The sequence below is a fragment of the Mesorhizobium sp. CA14 genome, from assembly GCF_020165195.1.
Taxonomy (GTDB): Bacteria; Pseudomonadota; Alphaproteobacteria; order Rhizobiales; family Rhizobiaceae; genus Mesorhizobium.
Genome location: NZ_JAIUHR010000015.1, coordinates 24,972 through 48,661, shown reverse-complemented (window position 1 = coordinate 48,661; position 23,690 = coordinate 24,972). Strand labels below are relative to the sequence as shown.

The following is a 23,690-nucleotide window of genomic DNA, read 5'->3' as shown; positions in this document are numbered from 1 at the left end:
CTGCGGTCATCGAGGCCTTCGCAAAGGTTCCGCGCGAACATTACCTTGGCAACGGGCATGGCGTATCCATTCGCGATTGCAAATCGGAGCGAGCCATACCAGCCCTTCAGCCGCACTTCATGAGATTTACCATGACGTTCTGGTCTCGCTTGACGAAAGACGCGGACTAACAGCGGCTTGCCGTCGCTTTGGGCCTTGGTTTTCGACCATCTGAACACCGCTCCTGGCCAGACCGTGCTTCAGGTGGGCGCCGGTGCCGGCTATTTCACCGCCATCCTCGCTGAGCTGACGGATTCTGGAGGACGCGTGATCGCCTATGAGATCGACGAAGAATTCGCGCGGCGCGCGCAAGCAATCTTGCTCATTATGCCCAGGTCGAAGTGGTATCCGGTGATGCACCGCAGGCGGTTGATCTGCCGGACCTCGATGTCGTTATCGCCTTTGCCGGAGTAACGCACGTGCCGGAACGGTGACTTTCGAACTTGTCCGACGCTGGCCGGATGGCGCTGCCGTTCACGGGTCAAAACCAAGGAGGTTTCATGATGCTTCTGGAAAGGGCTGGCGATAAGTTCCCTGTACGATCACTTGTGCCATGCGGGTTTTACCCCTGCAGCGGAGCCGGGCGCAGTGAGGAAGAAAAGGTCGCGCTCAAGGCTGCGCGAGGCAAGGTCACCCGTCTCGCGTAATATCACCTAGGGCGACCAGCAAATGGCATCGAGAACGCTTGGCTGGTGACCGACATATACTGGTTTCGAAAGCCTAGCGATCGATATCAATCTCGCGTGTCGCCGTTGCAGCGTGCGACACGGCTTTCGACGAGCGATCTATGCCGTCGGGAGCAGTCCGAAGCATCACTATTGCGTCCTGAATTTCCCCGATCCGGGCGTGGGGATTGCGGCCGCGGTCCTGGCCGGCTGCAGCGTAGGCTGCCTCTTGTCCGACGACTGACCAGACCCGTCCCGTACAGCACCATCCGCCGAGACGTCTCCGACCAGCGACGCAAGTTCGGTCTCGTCGAGCGTCTCGGTCTCGAGCAGCCTGCGTGCCGCCCTTTCCAGCACGTCGCGCCGCTCGGTGAGGAGGCCGACGGTTCGTTCGAACGCGGCCGCCACAATGTCGCGTACTTCCGTGTCGATGGCGTCGGCGGCGGCTTCGCCGTAATCGTGCTCGCGCGGTCCGCCGGCGAGCGGGTTAGGGCTCAGGAAGGAGCGCGGGTCCTTTTCCAGCGCCACGTGCCCGAGTTTTGCCGACATGCCGTAACGCGTCACCATGGCGCGCGCTATGTCGGTTACCTTGGCAAGGTCATCGGCGGCTCCGGTGGACAAATGGCCGAATACGATCCATTCGGCCGCCCTGCCGCCGAGCAGCACCGCCATCTTGTTGTCCAGCTCCTCACGCGTCATCAGGAAGCGGTCCTCGGTCGGACGCTGGATAGTATAGCCGAGCGCGCCGACGCCGCGTGGTATGATCGACACCTTGTGCACCGGGTCGACGCCAGGCAGCGCCATGGCTACCAGCGCATGACCCATTTCATGATAGGCGACGATCTCGCGCTCCTTCGGGTTCAGGAGCCGATTGCGTTTCTCCAGTCCCGCGACGATGCGTTCCACCGCATTGTTGAAATCGTCCATCGTTACCGCATCCGCCTTGCGGCGCGTGGCGAGCAACGTCGCCTCGTTCACAAGATTGGCCAGGTCAGCACCGGTGAACCCGGGCGTCAGCGCCGCCACTTTTTCCGCATCGACATCCCTCGCCAGCTTGGCCTTGCTCATGTGAACCTGCAGGATCTTTATGCGACCCTTCTTGTCGGGCCGGTCGACCAATACCTGGCGGTCGAAACGGCCGGCGCGCAGAAGTGCCGGGTCAAGGATTTCAGGACGGTTCGTCGCGGCCAGCAGCACGACGCCGATCTGCGGATCAAAACCGTCGAGTTCGACCAGAAGCTGGTTGAGCGTCTGCTCCTTTTCGTCGTGGCCGCCGACCGCGGTCCCGCGGGCGCGGCCAAGAGCGTCGAGCTCGTCGATGAATATGATGGCGGGAGCCTTGGATCGCGCCTGTTCGAAAAGATCGCGCACGCGCGCGGCCCCGACCCCTACGAACATCTCGACGAACTCCGAACCGGAGATCGAGAAGAACGGCACCTTGGCCTCGCCCGCGACGGCCTTGGCGAGGAGAGTCTTGCCGGTGCCTGGCGGTCCGACCAGCAGCACGCCTTTGGGCATGCGTCCTCCGAGGCGGCCGTATTCGCCCGGGTTCTTCAGAAAATCCACAATCTCTTGCAACTCGGCCTTGGCCTCGTCGACCCCCGCCACATCGTCGAACGTCACGCCGGTATTGGCTTCGACATAGATTCTGGCCTTGCTCCTGCCAATTTGCATCAAACCGCCGACGCCGCCGTCCATGCGTCTTAGAAGCAGCATCCACAGGCCAAAGAAGACGAGCACCGGCACAACCCAGGAAAGCAGGTCGCTCAGGAAGGTGCTTTCGACCTGGCCAGTCACAGTGACACCGTGTTCCTGCAGGTCACGGGCGAGGTCCGGCTCGACGCGTGTAGTGATAAACAGCGGCCTGCCGTTTTGCGGCTCCTTGAAGCGGCCCTGGATAAAGCGGTCCGAAACCTGCACCTCAGCGATCTTGCCGGCATTCAGAAGGGTCTCGAACTGGCTGTACGGTATCTGGGCGACGTGTTGCGTCGTGGCATAGATGTACTGGACGACCATCACGCCCACGAACGCCGCAATCCAGTACCAGATATTGAACTGCGTCTTTCTGTTGCTCATGTCCATGGCGGCCTCCACAGGGGAACGGATATAGGTCGCCCAGTCCGCGCGGCATCGGTGTAGGCCAGGTCCGGGGCAAAAAAGTGGGAGGCCCCAGACCGGCCGGCGACAATGGGTCTGTCACTGTCCTTTCCTATGCGGCATGCCCAGCGCACCTGTCATGCCGTTTTCCTCCGCCGGATAGACCCCCTTCAAAACGTCGTTGAAATGATGGCTGACGGCCGCATTGCACTCGCAGGCAAGCGAGCGCAGCCCTTCTGGACTGCGTACAGCAAGCCGGGAGCGCCGGGTTTCGATGACGCCGCGCTGCCTCAGGTCTCGAATGACCCGGCTCAGATAGGAGCGGCCGACCCCCAGCATTGTAGCAAGCTGTTCCTGCGTCACCGCAAGGTTTTCGGCTCCCGTCCGTTCTGTCACGGCCAACAGCCATCTTGCCGCGCGCTGTTCGATCGAATGCGCTGCGCTGCAGGCGACGGATTGGAATACCTGCGCCATCAGGCAATCAGCGTAGCGGGCAAACAGGTGACGCAATGTCAAGGAACGCAATTTGGCTTCTTCGAGATGTTGCAGGTCGATCCTGAAGAATGAATCGCCAAGTTGAACTTCGGCCCGCGCATACGCTGGAAGTCTGCCTTGGCTGACGATGCCGCCGACCGCTCCTTCACGTCCGATGAGCGCAGTCTCGATCGCTCGCCCGTCGCTCAACACGACGCGGTAGGAGACCAGGGCCGATCCGCAAGGGAAATAGGCGTAACGGACTGCATCGCCTGGCTCGTGCAGCAAAGTCCCGGCAGGCGCCGACCATTGTTCGAGCCTCGGTTGCAGGATCTCCCAGTCGTCGGCTCTGAGGGCCCGAAGCAGGTTGTTTCCGATCGGGTCTGATCGCTTTCGAGGGTTCTCCATCGCACTCCTCCGTTTCAAATGGCGGCGTTTACAACGACCGGCGCGAAGAAATGTTCACAAGTGCGCAGACGCGGCGGGCGCGGCTATCTACAAATTGCACGGGGGCGCTGATCCAGGCCTCACCGAGCGCAAGCCGTGGTGCATCGGCTTCCAGGCAGACCGACGGCTGCTGAGGGAAGAACGGCGGCTGGATTCCGCGGCGTGGCGCCTCGTGCACGTCGAAAACTGCAACTCCCTGCGGCAAGGCGTGAACATGAGCGTCAGTCATCGGTCCAATCCAGAGGCCAACGGCCTGCTTCGCCTGTATGTCGCCGGCGATGGGCCGGGCGCCCGTCGGGCGCTGGCAAGCCGTCTGAGGATAGTGGAGGAGTTGGCCGGCGGTATCGAAATCCAGGTCGTCGACGTCGTCGCGGATCCTGACGAGGCGGAAAGGGCCGGCATTCTAGCGACGCCGACGCTCTCGGATGAGTCAACCATCCCTCCACGACGGCTGATTGGCGACATCAGCAACATCGCTCAGGTTCTCGACTATTTCGGTTATCGCAAGAAGGACAGTGGCTATGACCACAGCTGAAGAGATCCTCATCGATCCCGCGCTCGAACGCGTCAGGACCGGTATCGAGGCTTTCGACGATCTTGTGATGGGCGGCCTGCCGCGCGGGCGCACCACCATCGTCGGAGGCACGCCCGGCAGTGGCAAGACTGTATTTGCGACGCAGTTTCTGGCCCACGGCATCACCGTGCTCGACGAGCCCGGCGTCTTCGTCACGTTCGAGGAATCGCCGGTCGAGATCGAGGTCAACATGGCTAGCTTCGGCTGGGACATCCGTCGCTGGCGCGAGATGAACAAGCTGGTCTTCGTCGACGCCAGCCCGCGTGACCACGACCAGATGGTTGTCGGCAATTTCGATCTGTCAGGCTTGCTGACGCGTGTCCTGCACGCTGCGCGAAACGCCGCGGCGAAGCGCATCGTGCTGGATTCCGTCACCCAGCTCTTCGACCACTTCGTCGCGGAGCAGACATCGGTCCGTCGGGAACTCCTTCGCATTGCGACAGCGCTAAAGAGGGATGGTTTGACGGTGCTAATGACCGCCGAACGCAACAGCGAGTATGGCGAGATCTCCCGCCACCGGATCGAGGAGTTTGTTGCCGACAACGTCGTAATCCTGCGCAACGCGCTCGACCGCGAGCGACGCAGGCGTACGATCGAAGTTCTCAAGATGCGGGGCAGCCGCCACGTGGAGGGCGAGGTGCCGATCACGCTTGTGGTGAAGCAAGGCATAGTGGCAGTGCCACTGTCTTCACTGCGGCTCGAGCAGCAATCCAGCACCAAGCGGGTGACGAGCGGCAATCCGGAACTCGACAGGATGTGTGGCGGTGGATTTTTCCGCGACAGCATCACCCTCGTCAGCGGTGCGACGGGCACCGGAAAGACCCTGCTGGTGACAAACTTTCTGGCAGGCGGCGCGGCGGCTGGCGAACGTGCCTTGCTGGTCGGCTACGAAGAGAGCCGCGGCCAGATATTCCGCAATGCGCGCGGCTGGGGCGTCGACTTCGAGGCCATGGAGGCGGATGGCCGGCTGAAGGTCGTTTGCATTTACCCGGAAGCGCAGAACTTGCCGGACCACCTGTTGATGATCCGCGAGCTAATTGAAGAGTTCAAGCCTGACCGGATCGCTATCGACAGCCTGTCGGCATTGGAACGGATCGCACCAGAGACCGGTTTCCGGGAATTCCTAATCAGCCTCACTTCCTTCATCAAGAAACACGAGATCGCTGGCCTTTGCACGGCCACCAACAAATCGCTCGTCGGCGGCCAGAGTGCTAGCGAACAGCATATTTCAACCCTCACGGACTCGATCATCCTATTGCGGTACATCCAGGAAGGGGATTTCATGCATCGGGGGATCATGGTGCTGAAAATGCGCGGCAGCGAGCATGACAAGCAGATTCGGCGCTTCACAATCGACGGCACCGGCATGCATCTCGGTCAGCCCTTCGACGGCGCACCCGACGTGTTCGGCGACTCCGCCGCGTCTTGGCGTGAGGAGCGTTGAGATGGCGTGCGGCGCAGCCGAAATCTCCGACCAACACGGCGACGCAAATCTGACGGGCATCAGCCAACTCGACTTTCGACGGCTGATCGAAACCACGGCCGACGGGGTTCTGGTTGTCGATCTGTCGGGAACGGTGCTTTATGCAAATCCGGCGGCCGCCGCGATCTTCGGTTATCCGGCTGCCGATCTCGTCCACATCCCCCTCGGCCGGCCGGTCATATCGGGTGAAACCACGGAAATCACCGTCCACAGACCCAATCAAGCACCAGCCGAAGTGGAAATACGGACGGTTGAACTTAGCTGGGACGGTAGGCCGGCGCTGCTTGCCAGTCTTCGCGACGTCTCCGCGCAACGCGCGCAGCAGGAGCGTCGACGTCAATCGCAAAAGCTCGAAGCGATCGGCCGGCTCGCTGCCGGCATCGTTCACGACATCAACAATCTGCTCGCGGTGTTCGAATCGGGGCTGCGACTGCTTCAGAAGCAGCTGCGCGAGGATCCTGCGAATCCGAACGCGGCGATGCTGATTGAAGAGTTGCTCAAACGAACGCAAAACGGCAGTGCGCTGACGCAGCAATTGCTCGCGTTCTCTCGCGCACAGTCGCTGTATCCGGAGACAATCGACCTGAATGGACGTATCGAAGCCGTCACGATGCTGCTGGAGCGGACGCTGGGGAACGGGATCAGCATCAGGCTTGAGCTGGATCCGGCACTTGGCCCCGTCGTTGTCGATGCCAATCAGCTAGACGTCGCCATCCTGAACCTGGCTGTGAATGCCAAGGACGCGATGGCCGGCCGGGGCACGCTGGCGATCGAGACCAGCGGTACTCCCGGCAACATCGAAGACGTGCCCGCTCCGGCTGCCTCTTTTGTTCGGGTCACGGTCAGCGATACGGGTTGCGGGATGAGCAAGGAGGTCCTGGCCCACGTGTTTGAGCCGTTCTTTACGACCAAGGCCGATGGCCGGGGAACCGGACTTGGGCTTAGCCAGGTTTACGGCTTCATCAAGCAGTCCGGGGGGCATGTTAGGATCGAGAGTGCGGTCGGCGAGGGAACAAGCGTTCATCTCTTTCTTCCCCGCGCGCCAAGCACAGGAAATGAGGAACTGCAAATGCAGGGCGAGATCAGGCTCAACACACGTCGGTGAAAAAAGCGGCCTGTGTTTCGGCTGCCGATGTACCTGGCCGCAACGCCTACAACGGCAGACCGCACCCGTAGCGGTTGAAAAAAGCGGGCCCGGAGATCCGGGCCCGCCAGAGATGCTGGTCAGGCCGTTGAAAGCGGACGGTCGCCGAAGAACCAGAGGCTTCCGGCAGCCAAGGCCGCTACGATCACTCCCACGACCACATGTACCCACATGGCCGTTGTCAGGGCCGAGAAACCGAGGGCCCAGGGCGAGATCAGCGTCCACAGCCCAACCACCAGGTTTGCCCATTCCTCATAGGCATGGAACGCAACCAGCGCACCCACGGCGATCAGGGCAATCACCGCACCGGCGATCCAGGCGTTCCAGGCCGCATAGGTTTCAGCCGCAAATCCAAAATACCAAGGCGACAGTACCAGCGCTATGCCGGCGATCACATTGACGATATCGATCGCCGGACGACTTTCAGTTTTCAGCCATTTCTCCATTGCTCATCCTCCTTTCCTGACATGGTGAGTGCGCCGCCCTCTGAGCGACGGCGGGTGCGGCAGCCAGGGATTGACCTTTGCCACCGCGAAGCTTTCTTCGTCGGCCGGGCCGTCCCCGGCCATCGCGCGGAACCGAACCGGCCAGAACAAAGGACTTGATCTCGTCGGGCTGGAAGCGGTTGCCGGCGATCTCGCGCAGGGCGAGTTCGACGGGCGCCGTCGCTTCGTCGGTCAGGCGCTCAGCACCCCGGCTGAGCGCACGAGCGCGCCCCGCCACGGCGACGGCCAGTGCGAAACGGTTCGGCAGCGTATTTTCACAATCGAGCACAGTCAGCCGATCCATGACGACCCTCACATTGCCTTCTGCTTCTGTTCAGGAATAGAAACGGCCAGGTTCGCTGCCGTAACTGGCTCCAGCGCGAGCAGGGCCAATTCCACTTCGTCCAGCCGCGTCGGACGCGCGTTTTCCGGCATCCCCTCGGCCGTGGCGAGATCGACCAGATACTCGTTCCACGCCCAGTTTCGCAGGATTGCGCGTTTCTCGTCGGCTGTCAGAAGAGGATCGACGACCACGTCCATCGGCGATGCATAAAGCGCCTCCGGGTCCGTCAGCGCCGGTCCATAATGCGGCGCCTGCGAAACTGCGCCGTGGCTGCTTTGCAGCAAAGCCAACTGGAGGCGGTTCCAGACAACGTCTGCGCCGGCCTGCAGCGGGTTGTCCGCGTCAGACGATTCGACACTGGACTTTTCGGCCGCCGGGCTTCCTTGAACAGCGTAGGCAAGCCCCTGCCGTTCGGCATAGTCGATGGCCGCCTGAGCCGTTGGAAATTCGAGCTCCACCTGGGTCAGCGTGTCACCACTTGCGGTGTAGCCCATCAGCGGTTCAATGACCGGCGCAGTACGCCGCTCGAACAACAGCCGCCACCCTTTCGGCCGCGCACGGCTTGAGGTCATGACTGAGCGGCAAGGCTTGTAGATCCGCGCGACGGCATCACGCGGGAACTCGGATCGCCCGAGCGACGGCGCTCGCCCGCGTTTCTCGTTTGCCGGTCCGAGATTTTCTACGACTGGTGTGACTTTTCTTTCTTGCTTCTGCATCACTCATCCCTCCCATTTTTGGCGAAGGATGCGCCGGAGGCAGCGGGCTGCCGCCTCCGACTTGGTCCATGCGTCAGTGGGTGATCGGGATGCGCTTCACCTTCGACTGCGCGTTCGGGTTCTTCGGCAGCGTCAGGATCAGGACGCCATTGGCAAAGGACGCCTTGACCTTGTCGTCCTCGACCTCGTAGCCGAGGGGTATGCGCCGCTCGAAGCGACCGTAGAAGCGCTCGGAGTAATCCTTCTCCTCGGTTTCCGACCGCTTTTCGCCACGCAGGGTCAGCACATCTTCGTCGAGCAGGACTTCGATGTCCTTCTCTTCCATGCCGGGAACCTCGGCGGTGACGCGAAGCTCGTTGTCCGACTCCGAAATCTCCACCTTCGGCCAGCCCCCATCGAAGGGCGAAAGCTGTCCCACAGCAGGCAAGCGCGTCTCGAAGCTCCTCAACATATCATCAAAGAGCCTGTTTACCTCGCGGTGAAGCGACAGGAACGGGTCGCCACCGCTATAGATGCTGGGGGCCTGGTTGTTGCTGTTGCGGCCCCACGGAATAAGGTCACGCACGTTCATGGTTATTCACCTCCACGTTCAACCGCGCGGCACCGGGCGATTACCGGTGCCTGTCGCTTCTGATTCACTCTGACTTCAGGCAGCGTTCTTTTCGGCGTCGATCTGCCGCGGCGCTGCCTTTGCCGGACTGCCTGCGAAGGCGATCCGGCGCGGTTTCATCTCTTCGGGAAGCTCGCGCTTGAGATCGATGTTCAGCAGCCCCTTGTCCAAGCTGGCGCCGACGACTTTCACATGGTCGGCCAGTTCGAACCGACGCTCGAAGGCGCGCCCGGCAATGCCGCGATAGAGATACTGGCCGTCATCATCGCCAGATTGCGACCCGCTCACAACCAGCAGGTTAGGTTGATGAGTGATAGTCAGCTGTTCCTGCGAGAAGCCGGCAACCGCCATGGTGATGCGATAGGCGTCCTCACCAGCCTTGGCGATGTCATAGGGCGGCCAATTGTCTATCGCAGTGACACGGCTCGCATTTTCCAGCATGTTCAAAATCCGGTCGAAGCCGATGCTGGACCGGAACAGAGGGGTGAAATCGAGGTTTGTCCTCATAGCCACATCCTCCTTCGAGCAACATGGATACAAGGAGACGCCAAGAGCCTTGGCGCCTCCTGGACTTGTGCCGGCCCCATGTGGCGGCCGGCGATCAACATTTATAACAGTGATTTACACGTTCAAGGGGCCTATAGGAAAATTTTCAGCCAGAGAACACGTCTGCCCCGCCAGCGAATCCTCGCCGGCGGGCGGATGCCTCGGATGAAGAGCGTGGCTGCGCTCCACTCAAAGTCGATCGACGGATGCTGCAAGACCGGTGACCGCAATGCTGTCGATCTCACGACCGCGACCGGTGCCGGGAAGCTTCTCCAACTGATCCAATTGGCGCAACGCATCCATGATGGCATCGAAGCTGACCGGTTCGGTTGCTCCCGGCGGCATGCGCAGCGCCGGCACCGATTCCACTGCACATGCATCCGATGCCCATGACGAAAGGATTGCACGCTTCTCCTGGACGTCCAGCGTCACGTCGGTCAGCACGTCCTGGGGTCGCTCGAAATGCCGTGCCGGATGGAGTAACCGGTCAAGAAAAGCATCAGAGCCCACGGGCCCGATCGGGGGAAAACTCGTCGAAATGGCTCCTTCCATCGATAGTTCTCCGCTTTGAACAGTCTCCTCTGTTGACGTCATGTTTGGTGGCTCTCTCGCGATTTCCACCAGCTGAAATTTTGGAGAGTTTCGAGCAAATTTCAATGGCCCCGCAAGGCCACATCCCCGCCGTTCAGCCTACCATAAACATTTTTTCAAACCGGTGAAACAATCGGCGTGAATGTCAGTTCTTGGGTTCGCGCAGCAGCGCCAGGGCGGTCGGGCAGGAGAACCAATCATGTCTTACATTTCCGGGAAGCGACTTTGCATTGGCTTCGTCGCAGGAATTTTGATGCTCACGGCTGCCGGCTTTGCTCCAGTTTCAGCACAGGAAATTCCGAACGACTTCAGCGCAATCGTGCGTCAGAAACTGCCGGCCGTGGTCGCGATCACGACGAGGCAGATCATCCAGGACCAAACGATGCTCGACGACTTTCTCAACCCCTTCGACAGCCGCGGGCCTGCCCAGCCGCAGGTGCGAGAAGCTCTTGGCTCTGGCTTTGTGGTCAGTCCCGAGGGCTACATCGTCACCAACAATCATGTCGTGGCCGACTCCACCGAAATCCACGTCGTATTCTCCGATAGGGAGACTTCGCCCGCGCGACTTGTGGGCCGCGATCCAGCGACCGACATTGCGGTGCTGAAGGTCGATCCACGCCCCAACATGACGGCCACCGCCTGGGGTGACTCTGACGCAATGCAGCCGGGGGCCTGGACGATCGCGATTGGCAGTCCCTTCGGGCTCGGGGGAACCGTTACCGTCGGCGTTCTTTCCGCCCGCTCGCGCGACATCCAAGCCGGCCCTTACGACGATTTCCTTCAGACAGACGCCTCGATTAATAGAGGCAATTCCGGCGGCCCTCTGTTTAACGCGCGCGGCGAAGTGATCGGGGTCAACACGGCCATCGTCTCTCCGTCCGGCGGCAGCATAGGCATCGGGTTCGCCGTGCCCTCCCGAACTGCACGAAGCGTTGCTGATCAGCTGATCCGCACCGGCCGCATCGAGCGCGGGTTCATCGGAGTGCGCCTCCAGGAGGTGACGCCGCCGCTTGCCCAGTCACTTGGCATATCAAGCACCAAGGGAGCGCTGGTCGCCTCGGTCGAGCCCGGCAGTCCGGCGGAGAAGGCCGGCTTGCAATCGGGGGACGTGATCACCCGGTTCAACGGCAAAGATATCCAGGGCGTCCATGACTTGACATTGGCGGCAGCGAACGAAAAGCCAGGGTCGAAAGCGACGTTGACAAGGAACCGCGGCGGCTCCCAGCAGGAGGTGGAGCTCACTGTGGGTCAACGCAAGAACGAGGAGGTGCAGACCGGTGCAGTTCCGAGTCCGGAAGCGGCGGACCAACCGCTCGGATTGTCGCTCAGCCCCATTCCTGACGAAGCGCGTCAACAACTCGGTCTCCAGCCGGGTACGACCGGAGTCTTCATCCAGGAAGTGGCGCCAAATAGCCTCGCCGCGGAGAACGGCCTTCGGCCTGGGGACGTCATCATCTCGGCCAACAACCGCAACGTGACGCAGCCTTCTGATATCCAGCAAGAGTGGACCAAATCCCGCCAGCAGAAAAAGCCCATCTTGTTCCGCATCGAAAGGCAAGGACAATCGCTTTTCGTTGCAGTGGCCGTTTCCTGACGCGGCGCTGCGTCAGGCCAGCCACGGTGACGAAGAAGTGGCCTTGATGGCCGCCCTCACGGCTGCTCAAGGCAAGGTCGCGGTTAGAGGCTGACCAAATTCCGACAATCCCGGCTTAGTGAACGGCGAGAGAGGAGGTGTTCCGCTGCTCCCTTTGAGGTGAAACTGTAGAAGACGTCTTCGACACGTGACCAAGTCCCTACGACCTCGCCGTCCTTGTCAATTACGTCTTCGGGTCGCGGCTCCCCGTGCCCATCCAGCAAGACATTTCAAATGTTGAGGCATCGTCACGGCGTTCTTTCCAACGCTCGAATCGCGACGAAGAAAGTGAGGTCGAATCGAGCAAAGATAATGCCTCGGGAGGCGACCTCTGGGTCCCTGTCACGAAGTGCATGTACGCAAAGCGACAACCAACTCGTAAGATGTTGCGCAATTGCACCGTCACGACATCTTAGTACCGGTGGACCCTACAGCCGTCGTCAAGAACTTCCGCATGGCATCCTTGCGCGCACTGTGATCGAGCGCATAATTTGCGCGCTCGAACTTCGCTCCATCGAGCAGAGCCTGAATGTAGCTAGCGACTGTGTCACCTGCCATTACGAGCGCAGTGTCTACCGTGTGGATGTAGCGGCTTGTGATCGTTCCGCGAGAATGTCCCACCAATGCAGCTATGGTCGACTCGGTAAAGCCGAGATCGTTTGCCACGCTCGCGAAGCTGTGACGAAGCACGTGGGGTGTCACGCTTTCAAGCGGTGTGTCTTTGACGAGCTTTTGCCATAGCTTGGGGAAGCCGACCAATGGCTTCCCTTCCTCCGTGCCAGGAAAAACAAAATCAGCCTCATCGCCGGACAATAGTGGCTTGAGCAACTCGACCACAGGCAGGCCGATAGCCCGAGTCGACGCACCTTCCTTGGAGTCCTCAAGCCTGATGCAACTGCGCTGAACATCGATCTCGCCCATTCGAAGATTGATGATCTCGCCTCGTCGACATCCTGTCATAGCGAGGGCTCGAACCATTTTCGTGGCCGTTGAAAACTGCGGGTCGAGAGCGGCGTCCGCGAGAATCTTGCCTAACGCTCTATACTCACGCTCGGTCAGGCGACGGTCACGGACGCGATCTTTTGGCTTACGAAAGCCGTGAACCGGATTCTTTTCGATGATCCCTTCTCTAACTGCATAGGAGAAGATGCTGCCGAGAAGACCGACGCCGCGCGAGCCGGTGCCAATGCCTCCGCGAACGATCGCTCGGCCACGCTTCTTCGTTTTGATGTCGGTTCGGGTCTTGCCGTTGGCAACGTCGCGCAGAAATTTGGCAATGTCTGCCATGGTGATCTCGGTCACTCTCCGGTTCCCGAGGAGCGGAAGGATGTGGCGCTTTATACGGCTACGGTCGATCTCCATAGTCGACGGCTTCTTGGGGCGACCGCCTTTGCCAGGTACAAGTCCGGCTTCACAATCAGCCAAATATCGGGTGCAAAGCTCTCTGACGGTAATCGTTTTGGCGTCGAGAAGTTTCGTTTCCGCAGGATTGTCGCCTTGCGCGATCCGACCGATCAATATGCGGGCCTCCTTTCGGGCCGCATCTGGTGCCCAGACCCCGTGGGGACCGATGGTGAATCGGCGGGTCCGACCTTTAGCTCGATATTGCACGAGGTAGCTGCGCTTACCGGATGAAAACACGCGCAGCCCAAAGCCAGGCAACTCATCATCCCAAAGGAAGTAGTCCGACTTTCCCGGTCCCGCTTGATCCACGGTTCGTTTGTTCAGCTTAGCCATCGCACACCTCAGGGTTCTGTCGAAGTGATCCCGCGGAAGCACCACGGAAGCACCCGGACGGAAACTCCGGCCTGCGGTAGGATACTGGCTTCGGTTTTTGGGTCGACAAAAAGTCAGTCGTCGTAGTAGCTTAGCGAACGATATCGTAGAAACAGAAGCTATTGAAAAGACTGGCTAAATCGGCCTCCGAAGGCAGAGGTCACAAGTTCGAATCTTGTCGGGTGCGCCACTTCAGTACAGAACTGCGAACTCCCGACACTGCCGTTTCTTCGCCTGACGCCGCGACCAGGGTTTGGAGCAATTCGGACTTTGATCCGATGATTCTGACTTCCTTCTCGGCCACTTCGATCCGCTGCGCCAACGCTCGCAGGTGATCGCGACGGTAGCCGCCACGCGGATCGTGCATGCGCTCGCGGGCGGCGCGGGCGAATGTGATGACCATTTCGGAAGTAATGGGCTGGTTGCCGGTGCTGTCGAGCGATGCCTCGATGCGCTCGGCATCGATAGTTGCCTGATCCTTGATGCCCTTGAGGCCTGCCATGCGGTCCTTGAGAGCCGGATCGTTGACGTCTGTGACGCCGGCCTCAATCGCGTCATAGAGCCGATTGAGGCGCTGATCGGTCTCGGTGATCTTCCGCTTCAGTTCGCCCAAGTGCTCGCGGCGGCGCTCGGTGCGTTCCTGCCTCCGGCCCAGGACAGCCTCAAGAATGGCGGTGAGCCGTTCTGGCTTGAGAAGCCGCTTCTCCAGATGATTGGCAACTAGGTCGTCCAGAAAGGCCATGGGGATTGATTTGCCTTGGCAACCAGCTTTGCCCTGGCGGGCGCGTGTCGAGCAGGTGTAGTAACGGTACATAGTGCCAGCGCAGCCTTTGCCGGTCCTGAGCGTCATGGCTCCTCCGCACTTTGCGCAAAAGCAGATCCCGGTAAGGAGGACGGGACTGGTGGTGACCCTGGGTGGAGTCACCATTGGATGGCGAGATTTGAGACGCGCCTGCACGGCATCGAAGGTCTTGCGCTCGATGATTGCCGGCACCGCCATAACGACAACCTCGTCGTCGGGCTTCTTTGCCCTGCCCTTGAAGCTGCGGGTATTGAAGCGGTGTTCGCCAATATAGGTGGTTCGGGTTAGGACGGCGTGGATTTGCGCCAGTCCCCAGAGACCGCCGTCTCGTGTGAACAACCGGTTCTCATTCAGATGACAGGCGATCGATTTGACGCCCATTGGTCCTGAGATTCCATTGCCCTGAAGAAAGAGGCGGTAGATCAGTCGGACGGTGTCGGCGTGCAGCGGATCGACCTCCAGCTTCTTCTTGGTCTTCGATCCGCGCTGCTCTGCCGCAACGATCCGGTAGCCGATCGGAGGCAATGCCCCATTCCAGAAGCCCTGCCTGGCATTCTCGTTCATGGCGCGGAGCACATGCTTGGCGTTCTCTTTCGATTGGTACTCATCGAAGAGAGCCATGATCTGGCGCATCATGACATGCATTGGATCGTCACCCATCTCCTGGGTAATCGACACAAGTCTTACGCCGTTTTTGGCGAGCCGCCTGACATGGAACTCAAGCTCGAAGTGATCGCGGAAGAATCGGCTGAAGGAATGAACGACCACGACATCGAAAGGGGAGGGCTTTGATGTGCCTTCCTCGATCATGCGCTGGAACTCTGGACGCTTGTCATTGGTGGCTGATGCGCCTGCCTCGACAAAGGTCTCGACCAGCTCATAGCCACGAGAGGCGCAGTAAGCCTCACCTTGGCGCCTCTGGTCGGGAATGGAGACATCGTGCTCGGCCTGGCGGGCAGTCGACACGCGAAGGTACAGGGCTGCCCGCGATCCCTTTGCAGACTGCTGCTGTTGTGACGCCGTCTTCATAAGCACTGTCTCCCTGTCATTTCATGGGCGATCTCCGAAAAGCTGATCGAAGATGTCGCCAAACCACGCCTCGAACGCGTCGATTTCTGGGGAAGTGACAGGGACGGGCTTTGGCAGATTGTCGGTAACGCGCCACTCGCGTGGATCGTGTTGAACCGGTCGGCCAACGCGTGGACGCGACTCAACGTGTACGTAGTCATACAGGTCGATCGGCAATATACCGAGGCGGACCCGTGACAGTTCCGCAGAGGTCGCTTTGCGATCCGGGTGGGACATGGCCCAAATATGCCCCAGCAACCCGTCAAAGCGGAACGACCTATGTATTCGCCAGAACCACCATTCGCACGCTGACGGATCAGCTTTCGCTCAATCGGTTTGGCCGCATCGCTCCAAGGCATCTTGCTCCTCCAGGGCTGCGACCAGCTTGGCTGCCGCCTCCCAATGTCTGGCGATGTCAGCCCGGACAATCGCCCTCTCCGGCCGATCCATACCTATGTCTCCAACGATCGCCTTCATGTCCCGAAGCACCGACGCGATATGGGGCCAGGGGAAGTCAGACGGATCGTCGATCTCCCTGTCTGCTCCAACGATCATCTCCAGCTTGGCGACCACGCCAGCAAGCGAAGTCGCCGCGACATCGGGGATTGCGTCGAGATGCTTCAACTCCTCCGTCACGGCGAGCACTTCCGCTTCACGTGCAACTGCAAACTCTGGGCTACCATCGACCGTCTGCCAGGCCGCGATCTGCGCCGCATGGACGCCATTCCCGGAGCCCGGTGCCGCCAAATCCGTCGATACCGGAATTCCGGTATTGACCAACATTCGGCTCTCCAGCCGTTGCTGTATTCGGCACAGTAGGAGAGCGACGTGATGGGCTCGCTGCTGGTGGGACCAAAGGTACAGTGCTCGGTCATCGAACCGGCTTTCCAATGCGGGTTGTCTATCGAATCTGTCCATGCGGGTGAGCCTTTTCGTTTGCAGGAAGGCATCTCCTCCATACCATAGTGAATGCCGAATAGGAACTATCGTTCCTGGAATGATCGTTCCATTCCTGAGCTATCTCTGGGAATGGACCTCAAGGAAGTTTTTGCGATCAACTTGCGTCAGATCAGAACCAGCAGTGGGCTGACGCAGGAAGAGTTGGCAGAGCGCGCAGGGCTTAGCGCTAGATACATCGGCTCAATCGAGCGAGCAGACGTTTCGGCAAGTGTCACCGTGCTCGGGCGCATCGCAGACGCGCTGGGTGTCGAGCCGCAGATGCTGGTGCGGCTGAACAGATAGCCACCCGCGACCGTTGCGCCGCCCGCGAGCGCGCCCTCAACAGTGCTGTAGCGAGCGGGCGGCGGCTTTGCGCTCAAGTCGGTCACAGCTTTTGCTGATTGGAACTCCAAAAGCTGTCGTTCGTTCGCGGGCTTCCCGCAGGTTTGGTTAAACGGTTGTGGGACTTTGGAGCCGTTCTCATCGTCGGGACGTTCGGCGCTTTTGTCAGAAATAGACGTAGGCCGTTAGGCTGTCCGACAGCCCGGTGACCGCCCAAAGGCGCTCCGCTTCGCGGTGGTTCCGCTTTCTGCTTAGCGGTAGCCCCAAAGCTTCCTCCAGACACTTCCGAAGTTGTTCTCTTCTTGCGGCTTAATGCCGGGGGCGGGACGATCCGAGAAAGCCATGAACTCGTCGAGCCCGCTCGGGAGGACGACGCCAAAGGCGGTAGGCAAGTGGCATAGCACGTGGCGCGCCGCGGCCTCAAGCCGCCAGTAGCCTAGGAGGTGAACGAACTCGTCGACATCGTCGGCGTCCATCCTTGGCGCGAGCCGACAAATGTCAGCGTACTGGTAGATGCCTTTTCCATAGCTGAACACGCCCTCCCAGTAGAGCTTGTAAATAGTGTGAAATAGCTGCCAAGCCGGCGGTGGGACGGGAAGGTCAACGCCGCAGTGGCGATGGATACGCGCATCCCTAAGGAGCGGTTCGACGGGGATGTCGTGGGATAGCCCGGTGTGCAGGTCGAGGTTGATCCAGACGCCCAGTCCTTGGTCGGGCATTTCGTGCCAAGGGTTGGGCTGAAGGTGCAACTGCCGACGAATTGCCGCTGCCTGGTCCGCGGATAAGCCGTCTACGGTGTGACGCCGGATTAAAAAACCGAGTTCGTAATGATTTGCGTCGATCCACTCCCTCTGCTCGGGCGTCGCCTTCACGAAGGTGCGGGCACGCTCATCCCACGCGCTCTGCTCGAAGCCCATTTCACGGGCTATTCGGCGGCCTTCGTGTGCGGCGTTGGCCGGTATGGCAAAGTCAAGGTCAATCCCGCCGCGAAGATCCGGCGAGGGGTACAGGTTGAGGCGGCTCGCCGTTCCCTTAAGGAGGCAGTGCTCCAGCCTTGCGCCGCGAAGGCCCTCTGCGACCTCGACGAGCACCCTCTCCTGGATGCCAAAAAAGATGCGGAACGCCTCCGCACGCGCTGCCAGCAGCGGTCCGTCCGAACTGCCGCTCGGGCCAATCCAGTCGACTAGGCGTGTGATGTACGACGGCATCACCTGCCAGCTCATCTCGGCGAAGTGAGCGTGGAAGCCTGCCTGGATCGCGTCGCTTGGCCGCGACTCTAAGGCGGGACACTCCGTCAGCAGCGCGGCGAAGGCAACTGCCTCCGAGAACGCCACCACGTCGTCAGTCGCCGACCTTACCCCGTCTCGCGTTGATCTCTGAGTGAACACCGATAGGTTCGCCTGGCCCGGGATGCCCTTCGTAGCCCGTTTTGCCACCCCTCGCCTCGTACAGGGCCTTGGCCACCTCGCTCGCGACCTTGTTAAAGGAGATCGTCTTTGGATCGTTCGCCTTGCCGAGCTTGTACGAGACAGCGGACGCCAATCGCATCATACCTTCCGAAACAGTGCGGCCGCGGGGTGATTTGTTAGGGTAGATGCCGTGGGCCAGCCTTGCTGCGATGGCGCTCGCGACCGCATTGGTTCCACCGAGGGTGCTGAAGTCACCAAGCTGCCCGGACACTAATCCGGCACGCTTTAGCTTTGCTAGGACTGCGTCCGCAATTTCGTCCATGGCTGGGGAATCTATACTCATTGTCGTTCCTTTCCGTCTTCCTCATTATATCGACACTGTCTCCAAAGCAGCGTTCTGCCGCCGCCATCCTGACTTGGCAAATGACCTGCTCTGCTGGAGCCATTGGTCAGCCGGCAGATCTTCCAGTCGGATCTTCGAGGGCCACCTCTCCTCGACAAACGCCCATAGTCGCCAAAACGCATCAGTGAGTTCCGCAAACTGTCGATCGGTCCCCCACCAGTGATGGTGGTTGTGGTGGATATGATACTTTGCCCAGTCGCCGTCCCAGGAAGGATCGGCGTCAGTCCCTCTGATCCCATAGCTCACAGCGTTGTTATAAACGTAGGTGCCAGGAAGAGGGACAAAGCGGAACAGCGATGTCCGCTCAATATAGGGCGCGACTTCGTCGAGGAGGCGGATGGTTTCCTCGGTCGAGGCCATATCCTCTCCCGGAAAGCCATGAACCAGAAATACCTTGTTCTTGATGCCGGCTTCGTGGGAGGCACGCAGGGCGTACCTCACCTGGTCAACGGTGGCTCTTTTGTCCATGGCGTCCAAGATGCGCTGGCTTCCTGATTCAACGCCGAACTCGAGTTCGTGGCAGCCCGCTCGGCGCATCGCTGCCAGCACGTCTGGGTCAACGCGGTCGACACGAGATAGGGTGGCCCAACTGAGGTCTAGGTCCGCGATCCGATTGCAGATATCAAATACGTTCGTTTTGCTGAGGATGAAGTCATTCCCGACTACGGCAAAACCCTCGATGCCGTAGCGGTCGACGAGGTGCTCCAACTCGTGTCTGACGTCGTCGCCGCTTCGATACTGGACGCGCGTCTGTGCTGACGCACAATACCGGCAGGGGAATGGGCATCCCCTGCCTGGCATTATGTGGGTCATTCGAACATCGGTGTTGGACATCCGGTTGCTCATTACGAAGTCGTCAACATTCAGGAGATGGCGGGCAGGCAACGGGAAGCGATCAATGTTCTTCTCAAGGCGTCGACCTGGTACGCGGACATATCTCTCTCCGTCTAAGAAGGCGACGCCCGGGACGGAGGAAAAGTCGCGGTCTCCAGCGTGCTCCAGTATCTCGCAAATTACGTCCTCCCCTTCACCGACGCAGATGACGTCCGGCCTGAGATCAATGAGCGTCTGTTCAGGGAAAAGATTGACGTGGACACCGCCTGCCATGAGCAGCGTGTCGGGCTCGAACGTGCTTACTTTTCGACACTCTAGGAAAAGGTTGAATGTCGCTGATGCGGAAATGCTGAAGCCGACTGCATCAAAACCTCTGAAGTCGTGGACTAACTCAAAGGGATTTATCTTTACAATCTTGACGTCGTGTCCCGCCTGCTCGAGTGAAGCGGCGATGTAAAGGGCACCAAATGGCGGGAATTCTTTACGGCGCTCCCTGTATCTCGCCATATCCAAAACTTCGGGGAAAACGATCGCCACACGCATCAAGCCCTCCCGGCCAGCGGCGTCCGCGTTTGTTTATTTAGTCGTCCGCAGCAGCGATATACACTAACCTATCCATTTCGATCGTCAATAGTTCACTCTCGTCGTGAGAAAGTTGACGGAATAATTCTAGTTCTGGCCTGGACGTTTTAGAATTCCAAATCCAAGTTCCGATCACTATCCCGGACGACATTACTGTCGCCCGTGCCTCCCCAATCGCGTTGAATATCCTTGGGAAGTGAACGGGATCGGCGAAGCGCACGCGGGACGGCATGTACCCCTTGAGCAAGTTGTCCTCGTAGGCGAGTAGCCGCACCGTCGGTCTGAACTGATCCGACACGGGTTTGATTACTTCCAAGTCCGCGATCATCATCAAGTGCGGTCCGGGCTCGCCAACGACGTCCACTTTGATGAGGTCGTCCATCGAGCTTACGGCCCGCTCGACCCGGCTTCTGCCTAGCCCAGACCACCAGGCCGCATCGGAGACCATCGCCGGCCCATAGGCGGCGAAGTAAGCACGCACCAGGCTGGCTTCCGCCGCTTCCTCTCCGACTAAGTCGAGTCCCCCGGTGCCGTAACACTCCTGGGTCGTCCCGTAGCGGCGCTCCTCAAACGCCCATCTGTCTGATCGGTTGAGATAGCAGAGGTCCCCCCGCTCCCATAGCAGCTTCAGCGCGGAGCGAACCAAAGGCTTGGCCGTCAAGCCCTGGTTAGCGGCCTCGTTCTCGATCTCGATCGGCGTCAACTGCCTGCCCTTCAGCAGGCGAGATATGAGGGCGAGCGCGGCTCTCAGCTCATGGGATGCGACCCCACAATCTCTAATTAAACGCTCGCAGACACCCCGCCGCTGACGCCAAGTGGCGGAATGGAAGAAGTGTGCCTGGTCTAGTGGGACCACGTGGAGCGTACCCCGCATACAGCGGATCTTAATCATGTCCTTTGCGCCGTAGAGCTCCCGGGCCCCGGCCTGCTTCGATCGCAGCTCGACCCGAGCCGCGAGAGAGTGGACCGGCGACTTAAAGCGGGCCGCGTGAAGGCCAGCCAAGCTCCGAGGAATCCGGCGCCATTCGCCTGCGTCCACGCGCGATAATAAGTGCTGCTTACTAAGCACGAGTCGGCGAACATCCTCGGCCGTGAGCGCGGGGCGGGCGTCGTTTACCGCCAATTCAGAAGCCTTTCGAGGTGGAGGGCAAAATCGGCAGCTGTCACCGTTCCTTCTAGCGTCGTCCAACCTCCGGCTCGGGCCAGCCGGAGGTATTCCCAGCGCACGAGTCCCTGGTATCTCACGAAGTTCTCGCGGCACCGACCGTCGAAACCGTCGAAGTTGCCGCATTCAGAATAGCCGAACTCACGCTTGCGGTCAGCGGCCATCTCCGGCGGCACGTCCAACAGCACTGTGAAGTCCGGTCGCCGCAGCATCGCGCTGATCGCGGTCGCGTGACCGGCGATTGGGCTCGGTTTGAGCGAAAAGCGCGCCAGGATTTTGTCGAACCAGCTGTCGCTTACGACGATGAAGCCCTCCTGAAGCCGCGGCCTGATCTCCACCTGCTCGACGAGCGCGAACCAGGAGGCCGCGAGCCAAAGCCAATGCGTGTCAGAGATACTACTGCGCTGCTGCTCAGAGTGTTCGCGCCAGAGGATCTCCCTCAGACCCTCCGCATGACGGGCTACGTAGCCATCGCCGATTTGGGAACTTTTACGGACAAGGTGAACCGGTCTACCGGCGACAACGCCGAGCTGCGCGACCTCGTCTGCGAGCATGCTCTTACCCGATCCGTCGATTCCCTCAATCGTAACGAAGACTCCACTCTGCATGACGTCAATTTGTGGCAACAGACCAACTCCCGAGCCGGCTTTTCACCGGCGCCCAAGTCGCCATCTTTCTACACAATAACGTCATCGGATCGAGAACCACGGTGTTGCGGGTTAAGAAATGTGTGGGAGTTCTAGCGCGGCTATCGGAGCCTCGTCCATACGCGCGGCTACCGGCATCGCACACTTGCACAGTATCATAGCGCCGTCGTCGTAACTGAAAGCATCGATCAAGAATTAGTAGCCAGCTTTCGGCGTGTCGTATCGACGTGCACTCATGGATGAATGACACCTTCTGTAGAAAGAACGGGTCACCTCTCTGCCGCTGAAGGCTTGAATTGGTCGAGACCTGTTGCCATGACTCGACATTCTCGAATGTCAGCTTGTCGCGCAACCAATCGAAATCTGCCTTTCCGGTTCCGGCCCAGTGCAGACGTTTGAAGGATAAGGGGCAACCCCGGTTGGCCAGCGGATGTGCTCCGCACCTTGGAGATTCTCACACCAGATCAATAATATATTATAAAATCGCACATTGCAGCGAAGGCGAGCAATGTGTGAGAAATGGCGAAAACGCCAGCAAAAACAGCCAACCGATCGCCGCACAATGTGCGCCCTTTTATCTTGCCATCTTAGTCGTTTGTGCCTTTCGAGACTTTATTTCCATCGTCGATCCTTTTCAAAACTACGACAATATACTATTCTATGCTCTCAGCCACGATTCCGTTCCCTAGCGTCGAGTTCCGATGTGCCGTGCAGTCTTCCGCGCACTGCGACGGGTCCACCGCCTGCATGAAGGCCGCACTAGAACCGTCGTGGCGCGCTTGTCGAATCGGACTGACGGAGCATAGTCCCGCGTAATCCAGCGCGGCCCGGCCGTCTCGCGATTGGCGCGGCCGCAGGCCATGTATGGCCCGCCCCGTCTGCAAGCGGAATGTTCAAGAGGGAGCACCCGGTCTGCACCAATGTATCCGGCCGCAGCGCTTTGACGCCCTGCCAAGATGGAGATTCGCGCGCTTGGCCCCAGCAAGATACCCAACCTCGAAAGAGCCGCTGCTTGTCGACAGGTTTGCCGAACGCCGATCAATCATCGGGCCATCTCTATGTAAATCCTCCCGCAGACTTCACGCGGCCAAGCAGTTGCCGCGACGCGTCCGCTCGACCAACTCGCTACCTTTGGAGGCCATCACGGCTTCCTAGGGGCGCAGGCTTGACATCACGGCCAGGCCATCCGGATAGCTTGTTGGCGAGCGCAACGACCACCACGTTGTGCTTGGCGCGCAGCAGCAGTGCCTGCAGCCAGGCGCCGAGTTGAGTGTCCATTCGAGCCAGATATGGCAGTGCCGCTCGGGCGCCATGGACCAACAGAACGCGCATGTAGGTGCTCGCGCGGTTGCTTATCCCGGTCGGCCGCGGCTTGCCGCCGGTCGTGATCTGACGTGGAACAAGCCCCAGCCAGGCAGCGAAGTCACGTCCCTCAGCAAACGCCGACACTTCACCGACCACTGCTGCAAGCCCCGTTGCGTTGAGCGCGCCAATGCCTGGCACGCTGGCAGGAGACGGGCTCGTTCATCGCTTTTTGGCGAGCACCTCGAACTCCTGATCCAGTTGCTTGATCCGGGCGATCGAGTGAGCACAGGTCGTCGACCACGTCGTGAACGAGTTGCTGCATCCGCGCGGATGCAACACAACCGTTCCTTTGCGGTTGAGGCCGACCAGGCGACAACGAGCGCCCCACTTACGGGCAGCACAAAATGTGCGTTGGACACCATGGGCGATGCCGGCGAAGCAGTTGACGATGGCCTCGCGAACCGAAAGAACCGCGTCAGTTTTGTATCGCTCCGACGCAGACGTGGTCGACTACGTGAGCGCGGTCTGGCTGGTAGAAATTGGCTGGGACCATAGTGCAAACTTCACGAAA

Annotated in this window: 23 protein-coding genes; 6 read left to right on the top strand and 17 right to left on the bottom strand. The window is 60.0% G+C overall.

Annotated features, from left to right (window positions below; translation table 11 throughout):
- Positions 1-177 precede the first annotated feature (177 nt).
- The gene (locus tag LB565_RS17060) at positions 178-453 is read left to right on the top strand and encodes an rRNA adenine N-6-methyltransferase family protein (RefSeq protein ID WP_224546553.1); all 276 of its coding nucleotides are present in this window, start codon (positions 178-180) and stop codon (positions 451-453) included.
- Between the two features lie 401 nt (positions 454-854).
- Here LB565_RS17060 and ftsH read toward each other — a convergent pair whose 3' ends face one another.
- Complete coding sequence (ftsH, locus tag LB565_RS17055; RefSeq protein WP_224546551.1) at positions 855-2,786, bottom strand: ATP-dependent zinc metalloprotease FtsH; 1,932 nt, start codon at positions 2,784-2,786, stop codon at positions 855-857.
- A 114-nt stretch (positions 2,787-2,900) separates the two neighbouring features.
- Positions 2,901-3,683 carry a Crp/Fnr family transcriptional regulator gene (locus tag LB565_RS17050; RefSeq protein ID WP_140715342.1) on the bottom strand — a complete coding sequence of 261 codons (783 nt, stop codon included), beginning with the start codon at positions 3,681-3,683 and terminating at the stop codon, positions 2,901-2,903.
- Between the two features lie 253 nt (positions 3,684-3,936).
- Between LB565_RS17050 and LB565_RS17045 the strand changes: the two genes are divergently transcribed.
- Genes LB565_RS17045 through LB565_RS17035 form a run of 3 tightly spaced genes read left to right on the top strand, consistent with a single transcriptional unit; the run spans position 3,937 to position 6,884 of the window.
- On the top strand, positions 3,937-4,257 hold the full coding sequence (locus LB565_RS17045; RefSeq protein ID WP_140715509.1) for a circadian clock KaiB family protein: 321 nt from the start codon (positions 3,937-3,939) through the stop codon (positions 4,255-4,257).
- Positions 4,244-5,740: a circadian clock protein KaiC gene (kaiC, locus tag LB565_RS17040; protein ID WP_224585952.1), complete on the top strand. Its 1,497-nt coding sequence runs from the start codon at positions 4,244-4,246 to the stop codon at positions 5,738-5,740. The genes LB565_RS17045 and kaiC overlap by 14 nt, the downstream gene beginning before the upstream one ends.
- A gap of 1 nt (position 5,741) precedes the next feature.
- Entirely contained in the window at positions 5,742-6,884 is a 1,143-nt protein-coding gene (locus LB565_RS17035) for a two-component system sensor histidine kinase NtrB (RefSeq protein ID WP_224585950.1), read from the top strand.
- Between the two features lie 119 nt (positions 6,885-7,003).
- On the opposite strand, the gene LB565_RS17030 is transcribed toward LB565_RS17035, so the two are convergent.
- From LB565_RS17030 to LB565_RS17005, 6 genes are all read right to left on the bottom strand, one after another.
- Entirely contained in the window at positions 7,004-7,369 is a 366-nt protein-coding gene (locus tag LB565_RS17030; protein WP_140715336.1) for an SPW repeat protein, read from the bottom strand.
- A complete protein-coding gene (locus tag LB565_RS17025; protein ID WP_224585948.1) occupies positions 7,347-7,712 on the bottom strand; it encodes a DNA-directed RNA polymerase subunit omega in 366 nt (121 codons plus the stop codon). Before LB565_RS17025 ends, LB565_RS17030 begins: the two co-directional genes overlap by 23 nt.
- Before the next feature lie 8 nt (positions 7,713-7,720).
- Complete coding sequence (locus LB565_RS17020) at positions 7,721-8,467, bottom strand: NADH dehydrogenase ubiquinone Fe-S protein 4 (protein WP_224585946.1); 747 nt, start codon at positions 8,465-8,467, stop codon at positions 7,721-7,723.
- A gap of 73 nt (positions 8,468-8,540) precedes the next feature.
- On the bottom strand, positions 8,541-9,038 hold the full coding sequence (locus tag LB565_RS17015) for an Hsp20/alpha crystallin family protein (protein WP_140715330.1): 498 nt from the start codon (positions 9,036-9,038) through the stop codon (positions 8,541-8,543).
- A gap of 75 nt (positions 9,039-9,113) precedes the next feature.
- Positions 9,114-9,584 carry an Hsp20 family protein gene (locus LB565_RS17010; RefSeq protein ID WP_224585944.1) on the bottom strand — a complete coding sequence of 157 codons (471 nt, stop codon included), beginning with the start codon at positions 9,582-9,584 and terminating at the stop codon, positions 9,114-9,116.
- A 228-nt stretch (positions 9,585-9,812) separates the two neighbouring features.
- Positions 9,813-10,175, bottom strand: coding sequence for a hypothetical protein (locus LB565_RS17005; protein WP_224585942.1), 363 nt, complete (start codon positions 10,173-10,175; stop codon positions 9,813-9,815).
- A gap of 238 nt (positions 10,176-10,413) precedes the next feature.
- On the opposite strand from LB565_RS17005, the gene LB565_RS17000 reads away from it, so the two are divergent.
- The gene (locus LB565_RS17000) at positions 10,414-11,808 is read left to right on the top strand and encodes a Do family serine endopeptidase (protein ID WP_224525820.1); all 1,395 of its coding nucleotides are present in this window, start codon (positions 10,414-10,416) and stop codon (positions 11,806-11,808) included.
- Between the two features lie 441 nt (positions 11,809-12,249).
- On the opposite strand, the gene LB565_RS16995 is transcribed toward LB565_RS17000, so the two are convergent.
- The 3 genes from LB565_RS16995 to LB565_RS16985 form a co-directional block, all read right to left on the bottom strand.
- Complete coding sequence (locus tag LB565_RS16995) at positions 12,250-13,584, bottom strand: tyrosine-type recombinase/integrase (protein ID WP_224525824.1); 1,335 nt, start codon at positions 13,582-13,584, stop codon at positions 12,250-12,252.
- 199 nt (positions 13,585-13,783) lie between these two features.
- Positions 13,784-15,454, bottom strand: a complete 1,671-nt coding sequence (locus LB565_RS16990; protein ID WP_224585940.1) for a recombinase family protein — start codon at positions 15,452-15,454, stop codon at positions 13,784-13,786.
- 366 nt (positions 15,455-15,820) lie between these two features.
- Positions 15,821-16,276 (bottom strand): hypothetical protein, encoded by a 456-nt coding sequence (locus tag LB565_RS16985; RefSeq protein ID WP_224585937.1) that lies wholly within the window; start codon positions 16,274-16,276, stop codon positions 15,821-15,823.
- Positions 16,277-16,522: 246 nt separating this feature from the next.
- On the opposite strand from LB565_RS16985, the gene LB565_RS16980 reads away from it, so the two are divergent.
- Positions 16,523-16,735: a helix-turn-helix domain-containing protein gene (locus LB565_RS16980; RefSeq protein WP_224585935.1), complete on the top strand. Its 213-nt coding sequence runs from the start codon at positions 16,523-16,525 to the stop codon at positions 16,733-16,735.
- Positions 16,736-17,025: 290 nt separating this feature from the next.
- On the opposite strand, the gene LB565_RS16975 is transcribed toward LB565_RS16980, so the two are convergent.
- The 6 genes from LB565_RS16975 to LB565_RS16950 all read right to left on the bottom strand — a co-directional run bounded on the left by LB565_RS16975 (position 17,026) and on the right by LB565_RS16950 (position 23,317).
- Positions 17,026-18,111 (bottom strand): nucleotidyltransferase family protein, encoded by a 1,086-nt coding sequence (locus LB565_RS16975; RefSeq protein ID WP_224585933.1) that lies wholly within the window; start codon positions 18,109-18,111, stop codon positions 17,026-17,028.
- Between the two features lie 4 nt (positions 18,112-18,115).
- Positions 18,116-18,505: a hypothetical protein gene (locus LB565_RS16970; RefSeq protein ID WP_224585931.1), complete on the bottom strand. Its 390-nt coding sequence runs from the start codon at positions 18,503-18,505 to the stop codon at positions 18,116-18,118.
- A 45-nt stretch (positions 18,506-18,550) separates the two neighbouring features.
- Positions 18,551-19,963, bottom strand: coding sequence for a B12-binding domain-containing radical SAM protein (locus LB565_RS16965; protein ID WP_224585929.1), 1,413 nt, complete (start codon positions 19,961-19,963; stop codon positions 18,551-18,553).
- A gap of 37 nt (positions 19,964-20,000) precedes the next feature.
- Positions 20,001-21,041, bottom strand: coding sequence for a DNA glycosylase AlkZ-like family protein (locus tag LB565_RS16960; RefSeq protein ID WP_224586094.1), 1,041 nt, complete (start codon positions 21,039-21,041; stop codon positions 20,001-20,003).
- 74 nt (positions 21,042-21,115) lie between these two features.
- A complete protein-coding gene (locus LB565_RS16955; protein ID WP_224585927.1) occupies positions 21,116-21,793 on the bottom strand; it encodes a dTMP kinase in 678 nt (225 codons plus the stop codon).
- Between the two features lie 1,146 nt (positions 21,794-22,939).
- On the bottom strand, positions 22,940-23,317 hold the full coding sequence (locus LB565_RS16950) for a transposase (RefSeq protein WP_224585925.1): 378 nt from the start codon (positions 23,315-23,317) through the stop codon (positions 22,940-22,942).
- Positions 23,318-23,690 lie beyond the last annotated feature (373 nt).

Excerpts from the sequence above, each read along its gene's own strand:
- ftsH (WP_224546551.1), bottom strand. The coding sequence starts at position 2,786 with ATGGACATGAGCAACAGAAAGACGCAGTTCAATATCTGGTACTGGATT.
- LB565_RS17050 (WP_140715342.1), bottom strand. The coding sequence starts at position 3,683 with ATGGAGAACCCTCGAAAGCGATCAGACCCGATCGGAAACAACCTGCTT.
- LB565_RS17045 (WP_140715509.1), top strand. The coding sequence starts at position 3,937 with ATGAGCGTCAGTCATCGGTCCAATCCAGAGGCCAACGGCCTGCTTCGC.
- kaiC (WP_224585952.1), top strand. The coding sequence starts at position 4,244 with ATGACCACAGCTGAAGAGATCCTCATCGATCCCGCGCTCGAACGCGTC.
- LB565_RS17035 (WP_224585950.1), top strand. The coding sequence starts at position 5,742 with ATGGCGTGCGGCGCAGCCGAAATCTCCGACCAACACGGCGACGCAAAT.
- LB565_RS17030 (WP_140715336.1), bottom strand. The coding sequence starts at position 7,369 with ATGGAGAAATGGCTGAAAACTGAAAGTCGTCCGGCGATCGATATCGTC.
- LB565_RS17025 (WP_224585948.1), bottom strand. The coding sequence starts at position 7,712 with ATGGATCGGCTGACTGTGCTCGATTGTGAAAATACGCTGCCGAACCGT.
- LB565_RS17020 (WP_224585946.1), bottom strand. The coding sequence starts at position 8,467 with ATGCAGAAGCAAGAAAGAAAAGTCACACCAGTCGTAGAAAATCTCGGA.
- LB565_RS17015 (WP_140715330.1), bottom strand. The coding sequence starts at position 9,038 with ATGAACGTGCGTGACCTTATTCCGTGGGGCCGCAACAGCAACAACCAG.
- LB565_RS17010 (WP_224585944.1), bottom strand. The coding sequence starts at position 9,584 with ATGAGGACAAACCTCGATTTCACCCCTCTGTTCCGGTCCAGCATCGGC.
- LB565_RS17005 (WP_224585942.1), bottom strand. The coding sequence starts at position 10,175 with ATGGAAGGAGCCATTTCGACGAGTTTTCCCCCGATCGGGCCCGTGGGC.
- LB565_RS17000 (WP_224525820.1), top strand. The coding sequence starts at position 10,414 with ATGTCTTACATTTCCGGGAAGCGACTTTGCATTGGCTTCGTCGCAGGA.
- LB565_RS16995 (WP_224525824.1), bottom strand. The coding sequence starts at position 13,584 with ATGGCTAAGCTGAACAAACGAACCGTGGATCAAGCGGGACCGGGAAAG.
- LB565_RS16990 (WP_224585940.1), bottom strand. The coding sequence starts at position 15,454 with ATGAAGACGGCGTCACAACAGCAGCAGTCTGCAAAGGGATCGCGGGCA.
- LB565_RS16985 (WP_224585937.1), bottom strand. The coding sequence starts at position 16,276 with ATGTTGGTCAATACCGGAATTCCGGTATCGACGGATTTGGCGGCACCG.
- LB565_RS16980 (WP_224585935.1), top strand. The coding sequence starts at position 16,523 with ATGGACCTCAAGGAAGTTTTTGCGATCAACTTGCGTCAGATCAGAACC.
- LB565_RS16970 (WP_224585931.1), bottom strand. The coding sequence starts at position 18,505 with ATGGACGAAATTGCGGACGCAGTCCTAGCAAAGCTAAAGCGTGCCGGA.
- LB565_RS16965 (WP_224585929.1), bottom strand. The coding sequence starts at position 19,963 with ATGCGTGTGGCGATCGTTTTCCCCGAAGTTTTGGATATGGCGAGATAC.